At 57.2% G+C, this 18,916-nt stretch carries 17 protein-coding genes and 2 pseudogenes; all 19 read right to left on the bottom strand.

Annotated features, from left to right (window positions below; all coding sequences use genetic code 11):
- Positions 1-429 precede the first annotated feature (429 nt).
- A pseudogene (locus CRO75_RS33270) lies at positions 430-584 on the bottom strand (transposase); the annotation flags it as partial.
- Between the two features lie 33 nt (positions 585-617).
- Positions 618-2,051, bottom strand: a complete 1,434-nt coding sequence (locus CRO75_RS20685) for a serralysin family metalloprotease (RefSeq protein ID WP_097137782.1) — start codon at positions 2,049-2,051, stop codon at positions 618-620.
- 262 nt (positions 2,052-2,313) lie between these two features.
- Positions 2,314-2,490, bottom strand: a pseudogene (locus CRO75_RS20680) (hypothetical protein); the annotation flags it as partial.
- A gap of 341 nt (positions 2,491-2,831) precedes the next feature.
- Positions 2,832-4,664 carry a glutamine--fructose-6-phosphate transaminase (isomerizing) gene (gene glmS / locus CRO75_RS20675; RefSeq protein ID WP_097137778.1) on the bottom strand — a complete coding sequence of 611 codons (1,833 nt, stop codon included), beginning with the start codon at positions 4,662-4,664 and terminating at the stop codon, positions 2,832-2,834.
- A 10-nt stretch (positions 4,665-4,674) separates the two neighbouring features.
- Complete coding sequence (locus CRO75_RS20670) at positions 4,675-5,442, bottom strand: DeoR family transcriptional regulator (RefSeq protein WP_097137777.1); 768 nt, start codon at positions 5,440-5,442, stop codon at positions 4,675-4,677.
- 226 nt (positions 5,443-5,668) lie between these two features.
- Complete coding sequence (gene glmU / locus CRO75_RS20665; protein ID WP_097137775.1) at positions 5,669-7,036, bottom strand: bifunctional UDP-N-acetylglucosamine diphosphorylase/glucosamine-1-phosphate N-acetyltransferase GlmU; 1,368 nt, start codon at positions 7,034-7,036, stop codon at positions 5,669-5,671.
- Positions 7,037-7,150: 114 nt separating this feature from the next.
- On the bottom strand, positions 7,151-7,576 hold the full coding sequence (locus tag CRO75_RS20660) for a F0F1 ATP synthase subunit epsilon (RefSeq protein WP_007924512.1): 426 nt from the start codon (positions 7,574-7,576) through the stop codon (positions 7,151-7,153).
- Between the two features lie 45 nt (positions 7,577-7,621).
- Positions 7,622-8,998: a F0F1 ATP synthase subunit beta gene (gene atpD, locus CRO75_RS20655; RefSeq protein ID WP_007924510.1), complete on the bottom strand. Its 1,377-nt coding sequence runs from the start codon at positions 8,996-8,998 to the stop codon at positions 7,622-7,624.
- A gap of 27 nt (positions 8,999-9,025) precedes the next feature.
- Complete coding sequence (gene atpG, locus CRO75_RS20650; protein ID WP_007924507.1) at positions 9,026-9,886, bottom strand: F0F1 ATP synthase subunit gamma; 861 nt, start codon at positions 9,884-9,886, stop codon at positions 9,026-9,028.
- Positions 9,887-9,936: 50 nt separating this feature from the next.
- Positions 9,937-11,481 (bottom strand): F0F1 ATP synthase subunit alpha, encoded by a 1,545-nt coding sequence (gene atpA / locus CRO75_RS20645; protein WP_007924506.1) that lies wholly within the window; start codon positions 11,479-11,481, stop codon positions 9,937-9,939.
- A 21-nt stretch (positions 11,482-11,502) separates the two neighbouring features.
- Positions 11,503-12,039, bottom strand: coding sequence for a F0F1 ATP synthase subunit delta (locus CRO75_RS20640; protein ID WP_097137773.1), 537 nt, complete (start codon positions 12,037-12,039; stop codon positions 11,503-11,505).
- A 12-nt stretch (positions 12,040-12,051) separates the two neighbouring features.
- On the bottom strand, positions 12,052-12,522 hold the full coding sequence (locus CRO75_RS20635) for a F0F1 ATP synthase subunit B (protein WP_007924504.1): 471 nt from the start codon (positions 12,520-12,522) through the stop codon (positions 12,052-12,054).
- A gap of 57 nt (positions 12,523-12,579) precedes the next feature.
- On the bottom strand, positions 12,580-12,837 hold the full coding sequence (gene atpE, locus CRO75_RS20630; protein ID WP_002555987.1) for a F0F1 ATP synthase subunit C: 258 nt from the start codon (positions 12,835-12,837) through the stop codon (positions 12,580-12,582).
- 133 nt (positions 12,838-12,970) lie between these two features.
- Positions 12,971-13,840 carry a F0F1 ATP synthase subunit A gene (gene atpB, locus CRO75_RS20625; RefSeq protein ID WP_097137771.1) on the bottom strand — a complete coding sequence of 290 codons (870 nt, stop codon included), beginning with the start codon at positions 13,838-13,840 and terminating at the stop codon, positions 12,971-12,973.
- A gap of 16 nt (positions 13,841-13,856) precedes the next feature.
- The gene (locus tag CRO75_RS20620) at positions 13,857-14,264 is read right to left on the bottom strand and encodes a F0F1 ATP synthase subunit I (protein ID WP_037004398.1); all 408 of its coding nucleotides are present in this window, start codon (positions 14,262-14,264) and stop codon (positions 13,857-13,859) included.
- Between the two features lie 148 nt (positions 14,265-14,412).
- The gene (locus CRO75_RS20615; RefSeq protein ID WP_097137769.1) at positions 14,413-15,285 is read right to left on the bottom strand and encodes a ParB/RepB/Spo0J family partition protein; all 873 of its coding nucleotides are present in this window, start codon (positions 15,283-15,285) and stop codon (positions 14,413-14,415) included.
- A gap of 9 nt (positions 15,286-15,294) precedes the next feature.
- Positions 15,295-16,092: a ParA family protein gene (locus tag CRO75_RS20610; protein ID WP_097137767.1), complete on the bottom strand. Its 798-nt coding sequence runs from the start codon at positions 16,090-16,092 to the stop codon at positions 15,295-15,297.
- An 18-nt stretch (positions 16,093-16,110) separates the two neighbouring features.
- A complete protein-coding gene (rsmG, locus tag CRO75_RS20605; protein ID WP_097137765.1) occupies positions 16,111-16,755 on the bottom strand; it encodes a 16S rRNA (guanine(527)-N(7))-methyltransferase RsmG in 645 nt (214 codons plus the stop codon).
- On the bottom strand, positions 16,752-18,650 hold the full coding sequence (gene mnmG / locus CRO75_RS20600) for a tRNA uridine-5-carboxymethylaminomethyl(34) synthesis enzyme MnmG (RefSeq protein ID WP_007924490.1): 1,899 nt from the start codon (positions 18,648-18,650) through the stop codon (positions 16,752-16,754). Before mnmG ends, rsmG begins: the two co-directional genes overlap by 4 nt.
- Positions 18,651-18,916 lie beyond the last annotated feature (266 nt).

Genomic DNA, 18,916 nt, shown 5'->3' with positions numbered 1-18,916 from the left:
CTAGGGTCTGTACGAAAAGTCGGCGAGCGAAGGTCAGGCAAGGCAAAAACAGGCGAGGAAGCGGAGTGTAGGGGCCTACATGAGCATTCCGAGCCTGTTTTTAACGCAGCATGACCGAGCGCAGCCACTTTTCGTACAGAGCCTAGAGAAGTAAACCAACACTGCTTCACCAGCACTGCCGGTGAAATCTCTAACAAAGTTCAACTTTGCCGTACCGGAAAAAATGCACTGATGCGTGGGTGCACGCTATAACTGAGATGAGCTTGTCCGCCGTCGCTTTTTGTCAATCCAGTTTACTTTTAAGACAACAATTTAATGTCATTCGAAAAACCGAAAAAAAGACAACCTCAGAAGTAAAATATTGAGGCATTCGCACCACCATGCACACCATAAGCCCTTTATCAAAGCACAAGTAACGACGTCTGAATAATTTCGCCTATTGCGAAAGCGTTGATAGAGCGTCGACCAAGGCCCGAAACGCTCAGGTATATCGCGCCATGCTTACAGGATACCGCTGAGCATCAAACGGTCGTTGCTTCTTGAGCGTCGGTTTTTTGACCCTGGGTGATGAAATCTTCAATCATTTTCAATCTTTCAGACAGGAAGCAGCTTTTAATTCAGGCCACGATATCCGTGCTAGCTGCCAGACCTACAGTGCCCACTGCAAAATCAACCATGCGATGTCCGGTGAGATCGATCATCAGGCTGGTCTGATTGGTGGCCTGATAGTGAGTCAGGATGGCGTCCCCGGCACGGCCGGTGAAACTACTGACGAAGTTCAACTCTGCGTAGGCAGATGAGAATGCCCATATCCCTGACAGGTCGATCTTGTCCTCACCACTGGCAAAATCCATGATCCAGACAGGCGCCGTCACCGTCGAGTCGCTGGCAGGGCCGAACACGAAGGTGTCAGCTCCTGCACCACCCCACAATGAATCTCTGCCGCCACCGCCATAAATGAAGTCATCGCCAGCACCGCCTTCGAGGATGTTAGCAAGGGAATTACCAATCAATAGATCATCACCCGAACCACCGATGGCGCTTTCAATCACCACCCCACGAACGATGGAGACGTTTCCCACCAGCCCACCCACATCAGAGAACGAACCTTCATTGAGGTTGATCCTCTGGTTCTGGCTGAAACCGGAAAAGTCCAAGGTGTCATAACCACCACCATCCCACACCGAGAATACCACCTGGGACTCCGATGAGGCCGCATTATAGAAGTCACGCCCGGTATTTGAGTTAAAACCGTAGACCGTGTTTTCGGAGCGGGTATTAAAATTGACGCCGTAAAGCTTTTGAATTGCAACAATGTCGTCCATTAGCGGTGCGGACGAGTATACCCAACTACCATTTTCGCTGAAGTTCTGCTGCGTATGTCTTTCGCTCCAGTAACTCATGACGCTGTACCCGCGGGTGTCCTCCGCATAGGAGGCAGCGCTATTATAAGTTGAATTGCTGCCATTGTATTTGCCTGGATGAGACAAACCTAGGGTATGACCAATTTCATGAATCAAGGTCTGGCGCCCGTAGTTACCGTTGTCCGGGGCCAAGTTACTCTGATACCGATCATTGACCAAGTACCAAGACTGACCATCAGTATTACCGTCCCAGGGCAAGTAAGCGAACGCGGCGCCGCCATTACTGGTGCTGAAGTTGCCAAACGTCAAGTGGCCATCGCCCCCGGCGGGCGCGTCGATGAAAGTGACATTGGCGACATCGGACCAAGACTGCAGTGCTAGCACGGCCTGAGCTTTTTGCAACGCACTGAACTCGCTGAAAGTACCCCACGCAGGATTAAAATAAGACGGCTCTGAAGTAAGAAAAGAGTAGCTGAGGCTGATTTTTCCGTCGCCATCCTTATCCTTCCAACTCGTGCCGCTACGCAGCATTTGCATCGCCGCTTGATCCGCAGTGAACGATGGCTTGCTGTTCACCAGACCGACACCACCGCGATCATAACGATGACTGAAACTATCCACCTGATCAAAGGGACTACCTGCTTCAATCCCAGAAAATGCTGCTTTTACTTTTAATTTCGACTTCATATTAATTCTTGTGCACTCTAAGAACTATCCAGGCAGACAACGACAACCTGTAGTTTGATTGACCTATAAATCATCTCATCAGAGGAGCAATTCATCGCACAGCGGAGTAGAACCCTTTTACTTCAAATTTCAAAAGACAGGCTCGCCAGCTCACTCAGGATAACAACTGGGGTAACGGCTAATCGATCATATTGTAGCGAGGGCGTTGAAAGCAGCATGCATAAAACGCTCATTCTAAGAAGGAGTGGCTACAGGAACTGAACGCGCTGGTATCCCAGTAATTGCGGTGCACAAAGCCAACCGCGTTTGCGGTGTCTTCATAGTCCACCAACACCATCTTCTGGTGATGGCTGGCAAACAGAGTCAACAGCAACATATGCGCAGAATTGATATCGGGAATGTCCTTTTTCATCAATCGATAAAGGCGAGCCAGACGTCCTTTTTCATGAAGCATCTGCGGCCCGCGTATGGCGGCATTCTAGATGCGCAATAGCATGTAATGAGTACGTGAGGAATGAGTCCCAAACTAGCGACGATGGGTGACGAGCGTCAGCGGAAGTTATAGAGCTTGGAGATCCAAGCGGATCTCCAAGCTGCGACAGTTTTTATTACTTAGGGAAGCTCCGATCAACTTGCAGCAACCGAGCGGCAAGTTGATCGGAGCTTCCTTAAGTGAACAGCATTACGTAGATATGGGGGTTTACACGTTGTGTCAAACTTTATTCTTTTGTGTCAATCTTTATTCCGCGCAGCCATCAATGCAGCCGGCTTGTGGATAACTCACTCCACCGTGACGGACTTGGCCAGGTTGCGCGGCTGGTCGACGTCAGTGCCCTTGAGCACCGCCACGTAATACGACAGCAGCTGCAGCGGGATGGTGTAGAGGATCGGCGACAGGATGTCGTGGATATGCGGCATGTGGATAACATGCGTGCCCTCGCCGTTGGTCATGCCGGCCTGCTCGTCGGCAAAGACGATCAGCTCGCCGCCACGGGCGCGGACTTCCTGCAGGTTGGACTTGAGCTTCTCCAGCAACTCGTTGTTCGGCGCCACGGTGACGACGGGCATGTCGTTATCCACAAGGGCCAGCGGACCGTGCTTGAGCTCGCCGGCCGGGTAGGCTTCGGCGTGGATGTAGGAGATTTCCTTGAGTTTGAGTGCCCCTTCCATCGCCACCGGGAACTGTGCGCCACGACCGAGGAACAGGGTGTGGTGCTTCTCGGCGAACAGCTCGGCGATTTTTTCCACCGTGCTGTCCATCGCCAGGGCTTCGCCCAGGCGGGTCGGCAAGCGCCGCAGTTCTTCCACCAGGGTGGCTTCGACGCCTTCGCCCAGGGTGCCGCGGACCTGACCCAGGGACAGGGTCAGCAACAGCAGGCCAACCAGCTGGGTGGTAAAGGCTTTGGTCGATGCCACGCCGATTTCGCGACCGGCCTGGGTCAGCAGGGTCAGGTCGGACTCACGCACCAGCGAGCTGATACCGACGTTGCAGATCGCCAGGCTGGCGAGGAAACCCAGCTCCTTGGCATTCCGCAGCGCGGCCAGGGTGTCGGCGGTTTCGCCGGACTGGGAAATGGTCACGAACAGGGTATCCGGCTGCACCACCACCTTGCGGTAGCGGAACTCGCTGGCCACTTCGACCTGGCACGGAATCCCGGCCAGTTCTTCCAGCCAGTAACGGGCAACCATGCCGGCGTGGTAGCTGGTGCCGCAGGCGACGATCTGCACGTTGCGCACCTTGGCGAACAGCTCGGCGGCCTGCGGGCCGAAAGCCTGGACCAGCACCTGGTTCGGGCTCAGGCGGCCTTCGAGGGTGCGTTGCACCACGGCTGGCTGCTCGTGGATTTCCTTGAGCATGAAGTGGCGGAACTCGCCTTTCTCGGCGGCCTCGGCGCCATCACGGTATTGCACGGCTTCACGCTCGACCGCTTTGCCGTCGACATCCCAGATCTGCACGCTGTCGCGGCGAATCTCGGCGATATCGCCCTCTTCCAGGTACATGAAGCGATCGGTTACCTGACGCAGGGCCAGTTGGTCGGAAGCCAGGAAGTTTTCCCCCAGGCCCAGGCCGATCACCAGCGGACTGCCACTGCGGGCGGCGACCAGGCGGCCCGGCTGGCTGGCGCTGATCACGGCCAGGCCATAGGCGCCATGCAGTTCCTTGACGGTGGCTTTCAGGGCCACGGTCAGGTCGCCCAGGTCCTTGAGTTTGTGCTCCAGCAGGTGGGCGATGACCTCGGTGTCGGTGTCCGAGGTGAACACGTAACCCAGGCCCTTGAGTTGCTCGCGCAGGACTTCATGGTTCTCGATGATGCCGTTGTGCACCACCGCCAGGTCGCCGGAGAAATGCGGGTGGGCGTTACGCTCGCATGGCGCGCCGTGAGTGGCCCAGCGGGTGTGGGCGATGCCCAGGCGACCGACCAGCGGCTCGCCGGCCAGGGCCTGTTCCAGCTCGCTGACCTTGCCCGGACGACGCAGGCGCTCGAGCTTGCCATCGTTGGTCAGGACCGCCACCCCGGCGCTGTCGTAGCCGCGGTATTCGAGACGCTTGAGGCCTTCGAGCAGGATGGCCGTGATATTCCGTTCAGCAACGGCGCCAACAATTCCACACATGGTTTCTCTCCTAGATGACTGCCGCGCAAATCAGCGTGATGCCGCGGGCTTGAATCTGGTCGCGGGCCTCTGCAGGCAGGCGATCATCGGTAATAAGGGTATGGACGCTGCTCCAGGGCAGCTCCAGGTTGGGAATCTTGCGGCCGATCTTGTCGGCCTCGACCATCACCACGACTTCCCGCGCCACCTCGGCCATCACCCGGCTCAGGCCGAGCAACTCGTTGAAGGTGGTGGTCCCGCGCACCAGGTCGATGCCGTCGGCACCGATAAACAGCTGGTCGAAGTCGTAGGAACGCAATACCTGCTCGGCGACCTGCCCCTGGAACGACTCGGAGTGAGGGTCCCAGGTACCGCCGGTCATCAATAGCACCGGCTCGTGCTCCAGTTCGCTCAGGGCATTGGCCACGTGCAGCGAGTTGGTCATGACCACCAGGCCCGGCTGCTGGCCGAGTTCGGGAATCATGGCCGCGGTGGTACTGCCACTGTCGATGATGATGCGGGCGTGTTCGCGAATCCGCGCAACCGCCGCGCGGGCGATGGCTTGTTTATAGGGGGAGACTGGCTGGCCCATATCGCCGACCAGTTCCTGCGGCATAGTGATCGCGCCGCCGTAGCGCCGCAGCAACAAGCCGTTGCTCTCCAGGGCCGCCAGGTCCTTGCGGATCGTAACTTCCGAAGTTTCGAAGCGTTTAGCCAGCTCATCCACGCTCACCTCGCCCTGTTCATTGAGCAAGGCCAGAATGTTGTGACGGCGCTGGGGCGTATTGCGTTTCGACATGAGCACTTAAGTTTCGATTCGAAAGATAACGGAAGCAATCAAAACCTATTGCCGGAAATTCGTCAAGCGAGGGAAATGAAAAAATGCTGTGGATAACAGCCTGAAGGAATTATCCACAGGGATGACGCTTCGCGGCCACAGAAGGATGGGTATCAATCCTGTAGCCGCGAGTTTGCTCACCATAGGCAGAACGAACAGCACCGACCTTGCCTCGGCTGTGGATAACTCAGCTCTTCTTGATTTTCACCGGGCGTTTCCAGCCGTCGATATTCTTCTGTCGGGCGCGGGCCACGGCCAGCTGGGCTTTTTCCACAGTCTGGTTGATGGTGGAACCGGCCGCGGTGGTCGCGCCATCCTGGATATCCACAGGTGCCACCAACGAGTTGTTGGAACCGATGAAGACGTCTTCGCCCAGCACCGTCCGATGCTTGTTGGCGCCATCGTAGTTGCAGGTAATGGTGCCGGCGCCGATGTTGCTGCGCGCACCGATCTCGGCATCGCCCAGGTAGGCCAGGTGTCCTGCCTTGGCGCCCTCGCCCATGCGTGCGTTCTTCAACTCGACAAAGTTACCCACATGAGCACGGGCTTCGAGAACAGTGCCCTGGCGCAGGCGGGCGAACGGACCGGCATCGCTGCCTTCACCCAGTACCGCACCTTCGATATGGCTGTTGGCCTTGATCACCACGCCCTTACGCAGGGTGCTGTCCTTGATCACGCAGTTCGGGCCGATCACCACGTCGTCCTCGATGACCACGCGGCCTTCGAGAATCACGTTGATGTCGATCAGCACGTCGCGGCCCACCGTCACTTCACCGCGCACATCGAAACGTGCCGGGTCGCGCAGGGTCACGCCCTGAGCCATCAGGCGCCGACCTTCGCGCAACTGGTAATGACGCTCCAGCTCGGACAGCTGCTTGCGATCGTTGGCGCCCTGCACTTCCATCGGATCGTGCGGTTGCTCGGTGGCCACCAACAGACCATCGCTGACCGCTATCTCGATCACATCAGTCAGGTAATACTCGCCCTGGGCGTTGTTATTCGACAGACGACTCATCCAGTCGGCAAGGCGATTCGCCGGCACGGCAAGGATGCCAGTGTTGCCTTCGGTGATAGCGCGTTGCGCTTCGCTGGCGTCCTTGTGCTCGACAATGGCTGCGACCCTGCCGTCGGCATCGCGAACGATCCGGCCATACCCGGTCGGGTCGTCCAGCTCCACGGTCAGCAATCCCATTTGCCCGGGAACAACGTGCTTGAGCAAGCGCTGCAGGGTTTCGACTTCGATCAGCGGCACGTCACCGTAGAGAATCAACACAGTGTCGGCGGTAATGAACGGCACCGCCTGGGCGGTGGCGTGACCGGTACCCAATTGCTTGTCCTGCAGCACGAAATTCAGGTCGTCCGCCGCCAAGCGCTCACGCACCGCATCGGCACCGTGACCGATAACGACATGGATGCGTTGTGGATCGAGTTGCCGGGCGCTGTGGATAACATGACCAAGCATGGAGTTGCCCGCCACCGGGTGCAGCACCTTTGGCAACGAGGAACGCATGCGGGTGCCTTGACCGGCAGCGAGAATAACGATTTCGAGAGACATGACTGGCTACCAATCCTGGAGGGTCAGCGACTGCGACCATGAGGTGAATTGCAAAAAAAGAAAAAGGGTAGCCGAGGCTACCCTTTTTAATCAATCACGCGGAAATCCCGCGGCTTAGCCGCCGAACTTCTTGCGGATCTGCTGGACGGTGCGCAGCTGGGCTGCGGCCTCGGCCAGACGTGCAGCAGCAGAACCGTAGTCGAAATCTGCGCCTTTTTCATTCAGGGCCTTCTCAGCAGCCTTGACGGCTTCCTGAGCGGAGGCTTCGTCCAGGTCGGCAGCACGCTGCACGGTGTCGGCAAGAACCTTGACCATGTTCGGCTGAACCTCGAGGAAACCACCAGAGATGTAGAACACCTCGGTTTCCCCGCCCTGCTTGATCAAGCGGATCGGACCTGGTTTCAGATTAGTGATCAGCGGAGCGTGACCCAGGGCGATACCAAGATCCCCGAGCTCGCCGTGTGCGATCACCATCTCGACCAGACCGGAGAAGATTTCCCCTTCCGCGCTGACGATATCGCAATGGACTGTCATAGCCATCTGCTTGCCTCAACCTAAATTAGCGCCCGTTGCCGGGCGCCGGGATTACAGTTTCTTGGCTTTCTCGATCGCTTCTTCGATGCCGCCGACCATGTAGAACGCTTGTTCTGGCAGGTGGTCGTAGTCACCGTTGAGGATGCCTTTGAAGCCAGCGATGGTGTCTTTCAGGGAAACGTATTTGCCTGGAGAACCAGTGAAGACTTCAGCCACGAAGAACGGCTGCGACAGGAAGCGCTGGATCTTACGAGCGCGGGATACCAGTTGCTTGTCGGCTTCGGACAGTTCGTCCATACCCAGGATCGCAATGATGTCCTTCAGCTCTTTGTAGCGCTGCAGCACGTACTGAACGCCGCGAGCGGTTTCATAGTGCTCGTTGCCGATCACGTTCGGGTCCAGCTGACGGGAAGTCGAGTCCAGTGGATCTACCGCTGGGTAGATACCCAGGGAAGCGATGTCACGGGACAGTACGACGGTGGCGTCCAAGTGGGCGAAGGTGGTCGCTGGCGACGGGTCGGTCAAGTCGTCCGCAGGTACGTATACCGCTTGGATCGAGGTGATCGAGCCTTGCTTGGTCGAAGTGATACGTTCTTGCAGAACGCCCATCTCTTCAGCCAGGGTCGGCTGGTAACCTACTGCGGAAGGCATACGGCCCAGCAGTGCGGATACTTCGGTACCGGCCAGGGTGTAACGATAGATGTTGTCGACGAACAGCAGAACGTCGTTACCTTCGTCACGGAACTTCTCGGCCATGGTCAGGCCGGTCAGAGCTACGCGCAGACGGTTTCCCGGCGGCTCGTTCATCTGGCCGTATACCAGTGCCACTTTGTCCAGAACGTTGGAATCCTTCATCTCGTGGTAGAAGTCGTTACCCTCACGAGTACGCTCACCCACACCGGCGAACACGGAATAACCGCTGTGCTCGATGGCGATGTTACGGATCAGTTCCATCATGTTTACGGTTTTGCCCACACCGGCACCACCGAACAGACCGACTTTACCGCCCTTGGCGAACGGGCAAACCAGGTCGATAACCTTGATGCCGGTTTCCAGGAGGTCGTTGCCGCCAGCTTGTTCAGCGAAGGACGGCGCAGGACGGTGAATGCCCCAACGCTCTTCTTCGCCGATAGGGCCAGCTTCGTCGATCGGGTTGCCCAGTACGTCCATGATCCGGCCCAGGGTCGCTTTACCGACCGGTACGGAGATGGCTGCGCCAGTGTTGTTGACGTCCAGACCGCGCTTCAAGCCCTCGGTGGAGCCCATCGCAATGGTACGTACCACGCCGTCGCCCAGCTGCTGCTGAACTTCCAGAGTGGTTTCGGCGCCTTGAACCTTCAAGGCGTCGTAGATGCTCGGTACGCTGTCGCGTGGAAATTCCACGTCGATAACGGCGCCGATGATTTGAACGATACGTCCGCTACTCATAGCTGGATCCTCTGAATATTTGAACCGTTAAACCGCGGCAGCGCCGCCGACGATTTCCGAGATCTCTTGGGTGATCGCAGCCTGACGCGCCTTGTTGTAGATCAGCTGCAAATCGCTGATCAAATCACCGGCGTTGTCGGTAGCGTTCTTCATCGCGATCATCCGCGCAGCTTGTTCAGCCGCGTTGTTCTCGACCACCGCCTGGTAGACCTGCGACTCCACGTAGCGAACCATCAGGCCGTCAAGCAGCTCTTTGGCATCCGGTTCGTAGAGATAGTCCCAGTGGTGCTTGAGTTCTTGATCCGGGGTTGCCACCAGCGGAATCAACTGCTCCACCGTAGGCTGTTGCGTCATGGTGTTGATGAACTTGTTGGACACCACGGACAGGCGGTCAATCCGGCCATCCAGGTAGGCATCCAGCATCACCTTGACGCTGCCGATCAGATCATTGATCGACGGCTCTTCGCCCAGGTGGCTGATTGCAGCGACGACGTTACCGCCGAAGTTACGGAAGAAAGCCGCACCTTTGCTGCCAACCACGCATAGATCGATCTCGACGCCATTTTCGCGGTTTACCGCCATGTCCTTGACCAAAGCCTTGAACAGGTTGGTATTCAAACCACCGCACAGACCACGGTCACTGCTCACCACGATATAACCGACGCGCTTGATTGCGCGGTCGATCATGAACGGGTGGCGATATTCCGGGTTGGCGTTGGCCAGATGACCAATAACCTGGCGGATGCGCTCCGCGTAAGGACGGCTAGCAGCCATGCGCATTTGTGCCTTGCGCATTTTGCTGACCGCCACTTTTTCCATGGCGCTGGTAATCTTTTGCGTGCTTTTGATGCTCGCAATCTTACTGCGAATCTCTTTTGCGCCTGCCATGTAACACCTATCAGGTTAGCAAGCGGGAGCCTCGCGGCCCCCGCTGCGGCTTACCAGGTTTGGGTGGCCTTGAACTTCTCGATACCGGCTTTCAGGCCAGCGTCGATTTCGTCATTGAAGTCACCCTTCACGTTGATCTTCGCCATCAAATCGGCGTGATCGCGGTTGAAGTAAGCAATCAGCGCTTGTTCGAAGCTACCGATCTTGGCGATTTCGACGTCAGTCAGGAACCCACGTTCAGCGGCATACAGCGACAGCGACATGTCAGCGATGGACATAGGCGCGTATTGCTTCTGCTTCATCAGCTCGGTAACGCGCTGACCGTGTTCAAGTTGCTTACGGGTCGCTTCGTCCAGGTCAGAAGCGAACTGAGCGAATGCCGCCAGTTCACGGTACTGAGCCAGGGCGGTACGGATACCACCGGACAGCTTCTTGATGATCTTGGTCTGAGCGGCACCACCTACACGGGATACCGAAACACCGGCGTTCACTGCCGGGCGGATGCCGGAGTTGAACATGGCCGATTCCAGGAAGATCTGACCGTCGGTGATGGAAATCACGTTGGTCGGAACGAACGCGGAAACGTCGCCAGCCTGGGTTTCGATGATCGGCAGTGCGGTCAGGGAACCGGTCTTGCCAGTTACCGCGCCGTTGGTGAACTTCTCTACGTACTCTTCCGAAACGCGGGATGCGCGCTCCAGCAGACGGGAGTGGAGATAGAACACGTCGCCTGGGTAAGCTTCACGGCCTGGTGGACGGCGCAGCAGCAGGGAAATCTGGCGGTAAGCCACTGCTTGCTTGGACAGATCGTCATAAACGATCAGCGCGTCTTCACCGCGATCGCGGAAGAATTCGCCCATGGTGCAACCGGAGTACGGTGCCAGGAATTGCAGGGCTGCGGATTCGGAAGCACTGGCAGCCACGATGATGGTGTTGGCCAGAGCGCCGTTTTCTTCCAGCTTGCGAACAACGTTGGCGATGGTCGATTGTTTCTGACCGATAGCCACGTATACACAGAAGATGCCGCTGTCTTTCTGGTTGATGATCGCGTCGATCGCCAGAGCGGTCTTACCGATCTGACGGTCCCCGATGATCAGCTCACGCTGGCCACGGCCGACAGGGATCATGGCATCGACAGCCTTGTAGCCAGTCTGTACAGGCTGGTCTACCGACTTACGCCAGATCACGCCTGGAGCAACTTTCTCGACCGCGTCGGTCTCGGTGTTGTTCAGCGGACCTTTGCCGTCAACTGGGTTACCCAGTGCGTCGACTACGCGACCCAGCAGTTCCTTACCAACCGGAACTTCGAGGATGCGGCCGGTGCACTTGGCGCTCATGCCTTCAGCCAGAGTCGTGTATGCGCCCAGTACAACGGCACCTACGGAGTCTTGCTCGAGGTTGAGTGCCATACCGTAGACACCGCCCGGAAACTCGATCATCTCGCCGTACATGACGTCGGCCAGACCGTGAATCCGCACGATACCGTCAGAAACGCTGACGACAGTGCCTTCGTTACGGGCTTGGGAGGTCACATCGAGCTTTTCGATGCGGCCCTTGATAATTTCACTTATTTCGGAAGGATTGAGTTGCTGCATTGCTCTGCTGCCCCTTCAAACTCAAGATTTCAATGCTTCGGCAAGTTTCGCGATTTTGCCGCGAATCGAGCCATCGATAACCAGGTCGCCGGTGCGGATGACGACACCACCAATCAGGGCAGCGTCCTCCGCAACTTGCAGGCGCACTTCCCGGTCGAGTCGTGCACTGAGAACCTTGGCGAGTTTGTCTTGCTGTTCTTGGTTCAACGCAAAAGCACTGGTGACTTCCACATCTACCGACTTCTCTTGCTCGGCCTTGTACAGGTCGAACAGGGCGGCGATCTCCGGCAGAAGCAGGAGACGGTCGTTTTCGGCAACGACGTGGATGAAATTCTGTGCCTTGGCATCGAACTTGTCGCCGCACACGTCGATAAACGTGGCGGCCTTGTCTGCGCTCGTCAGTCGCGGGGCCTTGAGCACGCGCCGCATGGTGTCGTCTTGCGACACTGCTGCAGCCAGGCCGAGCATGGCTGACCAAGAGGCCAGCTGCTGGTGGGCCTGAGCGTGCTCGAAGGCCGCCTTAGCGTAAGGTCGGGCCAACGTGGTCAGTTCTGCCATGATCGCCCTCGCTTAAATTTCAGCAGCCAGTTTGTTAACCAGCTCCGCGTGCGCGTTTTGATCGATTGTGGCACCCAGGATCTTCTCGGCGCCGCCAACGGCCAGCACACCCAGTTGGGCACGCAGCGCGTCTTTGACACTGTTCAGTTCCTGCTCGATCTCGGCCTGAGCCTGAACCTTCACACGGTCAGCGTCGACACGGGCTTTTTCAACAGCCTCTTCGACGATCTGGTTACCGCGTTTCTTGGCTTGCTCAATGATTTCGGCTGCCTGAGCTTTTGCTTCGCGCAGTTGCTGACCCGCTTTCTCTTGGGCCAGTTCCAGGTCGCGAGCTGCTCGGCTGGCAGCGTCCAGTCCATCCGCGATCTTCTTCTGACGTTCGTGCAAAGCCGCGATGACCGGAGGCCACACGAACTTCATGCAAAACAGTACAAAAATGAAGAACGCAACGGACTGGCCAATCAGGGTTGCATTAATGTTCACGCCAACACCTCGCTCGTTCGTTGTCCATCACACCAATCAACTCGAAAATTCGAGTGATTAGCCAGCGAGTTGACCAACGAAGGGGTTCGCGAAGGTGAAGAACAGAGCGATACCAACGCCGATCATGGTCACGGCGTCGAGCAGGCCGGCAACGATGAACATTTTAACTTGCAGCATTGGAACCATTTCTGGCTGACGCGCAGCGCCTTCCAGGAACTTGCCGCCCAACAGGCCGAAACCAATTGCGGTACCCAGTGCGCCCAGGCCGATCAACAGTGCAACAGCGATAGCGGTTAGACCAACTACAGTTTCCATCTTTCCTCCCGACTTTTACGTCGTATGGTTTAGGTTTTTTAGATTAAAGCGGTAAAACAAATCGTTTCATCGTGCCCTAGACGGGCCCCCTCCCGTTTGACCGGGAGGGACATCAGACTGGTCGAGACCGGTCTTAATGGTTCTCTTCGTGCGCCATCGACAGGTAGACGATGGTCAGCATCATGAAGATAAACGCTTGCAGGGTGATGATCAGGATGTGGAACACAGCCCACGCCCATTGCAGCACCACGCCCAGGCCGCTGAGCCAGAGCAGGCCGCTGCCGAACATCACGGCGATCAGGATGAACACCAGTTCGCCAGCGTACATGTTGCCGAACAGACGAAGTGCCAGAGAGATTGGCTTGGCGATCAGCGTCACGAATTCAAGCAGGAAGTTCACCGGAATCAGCAGCGCTTGAACAAAGATGTTCTTGCTGCCGAACGGGTGCAGGGTCAGTTCGCCGATGAAGCCGCCGATGCCCTTGATCTTGATGCTGTAGAAAATGATCAGTGCAAACACCGAGAAGGCCATGGCCAGCGTGGCGTTCGGGTCGGTAGTCGACACGGCACGGAAAGGAATGTGCGAATCGCCGGAGATCAGGATGGCCAGTTGAGGAATCCAGTCGACCGGGATCAGGTCGATGGCGTTCATCAGGAACACCCAGACGAAGATGGTCAGTGCCAGCGGTGCAATCACTGGGCTACGGCCATGGAAGCTGTCTTTCACGCTGCCATCGACGAACTGGACCAATACTTCAACGAAGTTCTGCAAAGCACCTGGCTGACCGGAAGTTGCCTTCTTGGCCGCCATGCGGAAAAGAAGAACGAAGATCAGACCCAACGCCACAGACCAGCCAAGAGTATCGACGTGGAATGCCCAGAAGCCCATTTCTTTGGCTTCTGCTGCGGTGTGGGCAAAGCCCCAGCCGCCATTAGGTAGCTGACCGAAGGTCAGGTTCTGCAAGTGGTGCTGGATATAGCCCGAAGCGGTTGTTTCTGCCATGGTTGCCTCAAACGCCCTAAGGTCTCGAAAGTCTTGTTCTCATAAGCAGGGGAGCGAACCAGCTGACCAGTTGGGTCAGCACGAAGACGCCGAATACAGCTAGCGGCGCCAATGGCTTCACACCTGCGAACGTCAATGCAAAGAGCACTGCCGTCAAAATCAGTTTGCCCGCCTCGCCGGCATAAAAAGACCGGACGATGGCTTGAGCTGCTCGGGCGCCGGAAAACCGAAATGCCCTATGAGCGAAATACACATTGGGGAGCAAGGCTATCAGTCCCCCACAAAGGCCTGAGTATCCGGCTACGACTCCATGCCAATGCCAGAGCGCCAAGGCGGCCAGCAATAAAACGACCAATTGAGCCAATAAAACCGGGAAAACCGCCAAGCGATGGAACGGCAGGCGGTTTGGCGTGCGGGTTTCCATCACTCTTGCTCCTCATGGGTCGGCTGCCAGAATTCAATAACTTGGCATAATTTGTGCCGACAAAATGCGCGCAGAGTATAGGGGCGGTTCAGCCCCTATTCAACTGCCGGGTAGTGATTTCCGACTGCACGCTACATGAGGAAATGTTTCAGCGGATGTGTGCAAGGACGCCTTGAAGCTCATCGAGGGAGTTATACCCGATCACCAACTGACCTTTCCCTTTCTTTCCGTGACGAATCTGCACCGCAGAGCCTAGGCGCTCGGCCAGGCGTTGCTCCAGGCGCGCGATATCCGGGTCGGGTTTTACAGGTTCGACAGGCTGCTGTTTGCCACTCAACCACTGGCGAACCAGGGCTTCGGTCTGGCGTACGGTGAGGCCGCGTGCGACAACGTGTCGCGCCCCTTCAACCTGTTGATTTTCCGGCAAACCCAGCAAGGCACGGGCATGACCCATTTCCAGGTCGCCGTGGGACAGCATGGTCTTGATCACTTCAGGCAAAGCGATCAGGCGCAGCAAGTTGGCTACGGTGACGCGGGACTTACCCACAGCCTCGGCAACCTGCTGCTGAGTCAGCTGGAATTCCTGCTGCAGGCGCTGCAGGGCAACCGCTTCCTCAATGGGATTGAGATCTTCGCGCTGGATATTCTCGATCAGCGCCATGGCGATGGCGGTTTCGTCGGGCACATCGCGGACCATCGCCGGAATGGTTTCCTGGCCCGCCTGCTGGCTGGCGCGCCAGCGACGCTCGCCGGCGATGATTTCAAAACGGCCGGAACCGATCGGACGCACCACGATTGGCTGCATTACGCCCTGAGTCTTGATCGAGCTCGCCAATTCTTCCAGTGCCTGAGGGTCCATGTCCCGACGCGGCTGATACTTGCCGCGCTGGATCAGGTCCAAGGGCAAATGTTGCAGCTCACGCACATCGGCTTGAACTGCTTGTTCTTCCAGCGAGCTGACAGTCGGACCACTCAACAGTGCATCCAGTCCACGTCCGAGACCTCGTTTCTTGACGGCCATGGGGATTCCTTAAGTTGGCTGGGCAGCGGCTGCGCGTGAATTTTTCCGTTGCCGACGAACCATCTCGCCAGCAAGGGCCAGATAGGCGGTGGCACCGCGGGACTGTTTGTCGTAGACCAACGCCGGCATGCCATAACTGGGAGCTTCCGCCAGACGGATGTTGCGTGGGATCACTGTGTCATACAGCTGATCGCCGAAGTGTTCCTTGAGTTGCGCGGAAACATCGTTCATCAGGCTCAGGCGCGGGTCGTACATGGTCCGCAGCAAGCCTTCAACCTTGAGGTTCGGATTGAGCAATTCGGAGATGCGCTTGATGTTATCCACAAGGTCGCTCAGCCCTTCGAGAGCGAAGTACTCGCACTGCATGGGGATAATGACCCCATCGGCGGCAACCAGGGCGTTGAGCGTGAGCATCGACAGCGACGGCGGGCAGTCGATCAGAATGTAATCGTAGTTTTCCCGGATCGGCGCCAGGGCACTGCGCAGACGGCTTTCCTTCATCTGCATTTCCAGAAGAACCACTTCCGCGGCGGTCAGGTCGCGGTTCGCCGGCAGCAGTTGATAGCCGCCGTGTTCTGAGTAATGCATGGCCTGGGCCAGATCGCATTCGCCGATCAGCAGGTCGTAGACCGAATTTTCCAGGCCATGTTTATCCACACCGCTACCCATGGTGGCGTTGCCCTGTGGATCGAGATCGATCAACAGCACCCGGCGCTTGGTAGCAACCAGCGATGCTGCGAGGTTGATGCAGGTGGTGGTCTTGCCCACACCACCTTTCTGGTTCGCTATCGCGAATACCTTAGCCATTCTTGCTTGTGTTCCCAATCATGCCGTGCGGCGCAGTATCAGCAGATGGCGTTGGCCTTGGCAACCGGGTACGGCCAGGGCGTGTTCGCTATCGAGGTGGAAGTCCGCCGGCAATGCTACCAGCTCATCGGCGGGATGAACGCCCTTCATTGCCAGCCAACGTGTATCGCGGTCGCCGAGGTGGCGAGTCCAGTTGGTGAAGTTCTCCATGCTGCTGAATGCCCGGGAAATGATCCCGTTGAATGGCTGCTGCGGCTGGAAAGCTTCGACACGACTGTGGATAACTTGCAGGTTATCCAGTTTCAGTTCCAGTTTGACCTGGGTCAGGAAGCGGGTTTTCTTGCCATTGCTGTCCAGACAGGTCACTTGTGAATCCGGAAACAGGATAGCCAATGGAATGCCCGGCATCCCGCCGCCGCTGCCAACGTCCAGCCAGCGGCCGTTTTCGATGAACGACATCACGCTCAGGCTATCGAGCAGATGACGCGAGACCATTTCATCCGGATCGCGTACTGCGGTCAGGTTGTAAGCCTTGTTCCATTTGATCAACAGGGCCAGATAACCCAGCAGCAACTCGTGCTGGGCTTCTGTCAGGTTGACACCGAGTTGGCGAGCACCTGTGGATAACTCTTCTGCATGTTGCAAGGTGACCTGCGAACTCAAGCGCTTTGCTCCAACTGACGGCCCGCGCCGCGTTTTTTCAAGTGAATCATCAACAGCGAAATCGCTGCAGGGGTCACGCCCGGAATCCGTGAGGCCTGGCCCAGGGTTTCAGGACGCGTGGCGCCGAGCTTGCTCTGGATCTCTTTCGAGAGACCGGAAATGTTGCTGTAGTCGATATCCACAGGCAGCTTGGTGTCTTCGCTGGCCCGCAGACGAGCGATTTCATCCTGCTGGCGGTCGATGTAGCCGGCGTACTTGGTCTTGATCTCGACCTGCTCGGCGACCTGTGGATCTTCTGCGCCCTGCCCAGTCACTTCGACCAAACCAGCGTAGTCGATTTCCGGACGGCTCAGCAGATTCAGCAAGTTGTACTCATGGGTCAGCGGTGTGCCGAACTTTTCGGCGATCGCATCACCCTGCTCGGTACCCGGACGAACCCAAGTGCTTTTCAGGCGTTGCTCTTCCAGGGCAATACCTTCGCGTTTTTTGCAGAAGGCGGCCCAACGGACATCGTCTACCAGGCCCAGTTCCCGACCTTTTTCGGTCAGGCGCAGGTCGGCATTGTCTTCGCGCAGGATCAGGCGGTATTCGGCACGGGATGTGAACATCCGATATGGTTCCTGGGTTCCCAGGGTAATCAGGTCGTCGACCAACACACCGATATAGGCTTCATCGCGACGCGGGCACCAGCTGTCTTTGCCCTGCGCGCGCAATGCGGCGTTGGCACCGGCGAGCAGACCCTGGGCGCCGGCTTCTTCGTAACCGGTGGTGCCGTTGATCTGGCCGGCAAAGAACAGGCCGCCGATCACTTTGGTTTCCAGGCTGTACTTCAGGTCGCGCGGATCGAAGTAGTCGTACTCGATGGCATATCCGGGACGCACGATGTGCGCGTTTTCCATGCCGCGGATCGATTGCACGATCTGCAGCTGCACATCGAACGGCAGGCTTGTGGATATCCCGTTCGGGTACAGCTCGTGAGTGGTCAGGCCTTCCGGCTCGATGAAGACCTGATGGCTTTCCTTGTCGGCAAAGCGATGGATCTTGTCTTCGATCGACGGGCAGTAGCGCGGGCCAATGCCCTCGATCGAGCCGGCATCGGAATACATCGGCGAACGGTCGAGGTTTGCAGCGATGATTTCGTGAGTCCGCGCATTGGTATGAGTAATCCAGCAACTGACCTGCCGCGGATGCTGTTCCTTGTTGCCCAGGAAAGACATGACCGGGATCGGCGTATCGCCCGGTTGCTCGGTCATCACCGAGAAATCCACAGACCGGCCGTCGATGCGCGGTGGCGTACCGGTTTTCAGGCGGCCGACACGCAGAGGCAATTCGCGCAGACGGCGAGCCAGAGCGATCGACGGCGGATCACCGGCACGGCCGCCGGAATAATTCTGCAACCCGATGTGGATAAGTCCGCCGAGGAAGGTACCGGTGGTCAACACCACGGATTCGGCGAAGAAACGCAGGCCCATTTGGGTCACGACGCCGCGGACCTGGTCCTGTTCGACGATCAGGTCATCCGCTGCCTGTTGAAATATCCACAGGTTCGGCTGGTTTTCCAGGATTTCGCGGACAGCAGCCTTGTACAGAATACGGTCGGCCTGGGCGCGGGTAGCACGCACGGCTGGGCCTTTACGGCTGTTCAACACCCGAAACTGAATACCACCTTTATCGGTAGCCATGGCCATCGCGCCGCCGAGGGCGTCGATTTCTTTGACCAGATGACTTTTACCGATCCCGCCAATCGCGGGATTGCAGCTCATTGCTCCGAGGGTTTCCACGTTGTGCGTCAGCAACAGGGTTTTTGCCCCCATGCGTGCTGATGCAAGTGCTGCCTCGGTACCGGCATGACCGCCGCCGATGACGATCACTTCAAAACGGGAAGGGAAATCCACCACGCACCTCGTGCCTGCTTATATGGGTAAAAAAGGATGGGTTCTTGGGATAACGGACAAGTATAGGGTCTTCGCCCTTCCTAAAGAACCCTTTGCACAAAATTTAACCAGCTGTGGATGACTCACGGACAATAGAAATTAAAAAGAAAGAAATTTATTAAATCTTTGTTTTTATGTTTATTCTTAGGCACCGACCTATCTGTGGATAGATTTATACAGCCCTTTGTTTTCAATGTGTACAGAGACTCAAAAGTCTGTGGTTAGGT

The organism is Pseudomonas sp. LAMO17WK12:I10 (assembly GCF_900215185.1).
Taxonomy (GTDB): Bacteria; Pseudomonadota; Gammaproteobacteria; order Pseudomonadales; family Pseudomonadaceae; genus Aquipseudomonas; species Aquipseudomonas chlororaphis.
The sequence above is the reverse complement of the archived record's forward strand: the minus strand, read 5'-3'. Positions and strand labels throughout refer to the sequence as shown.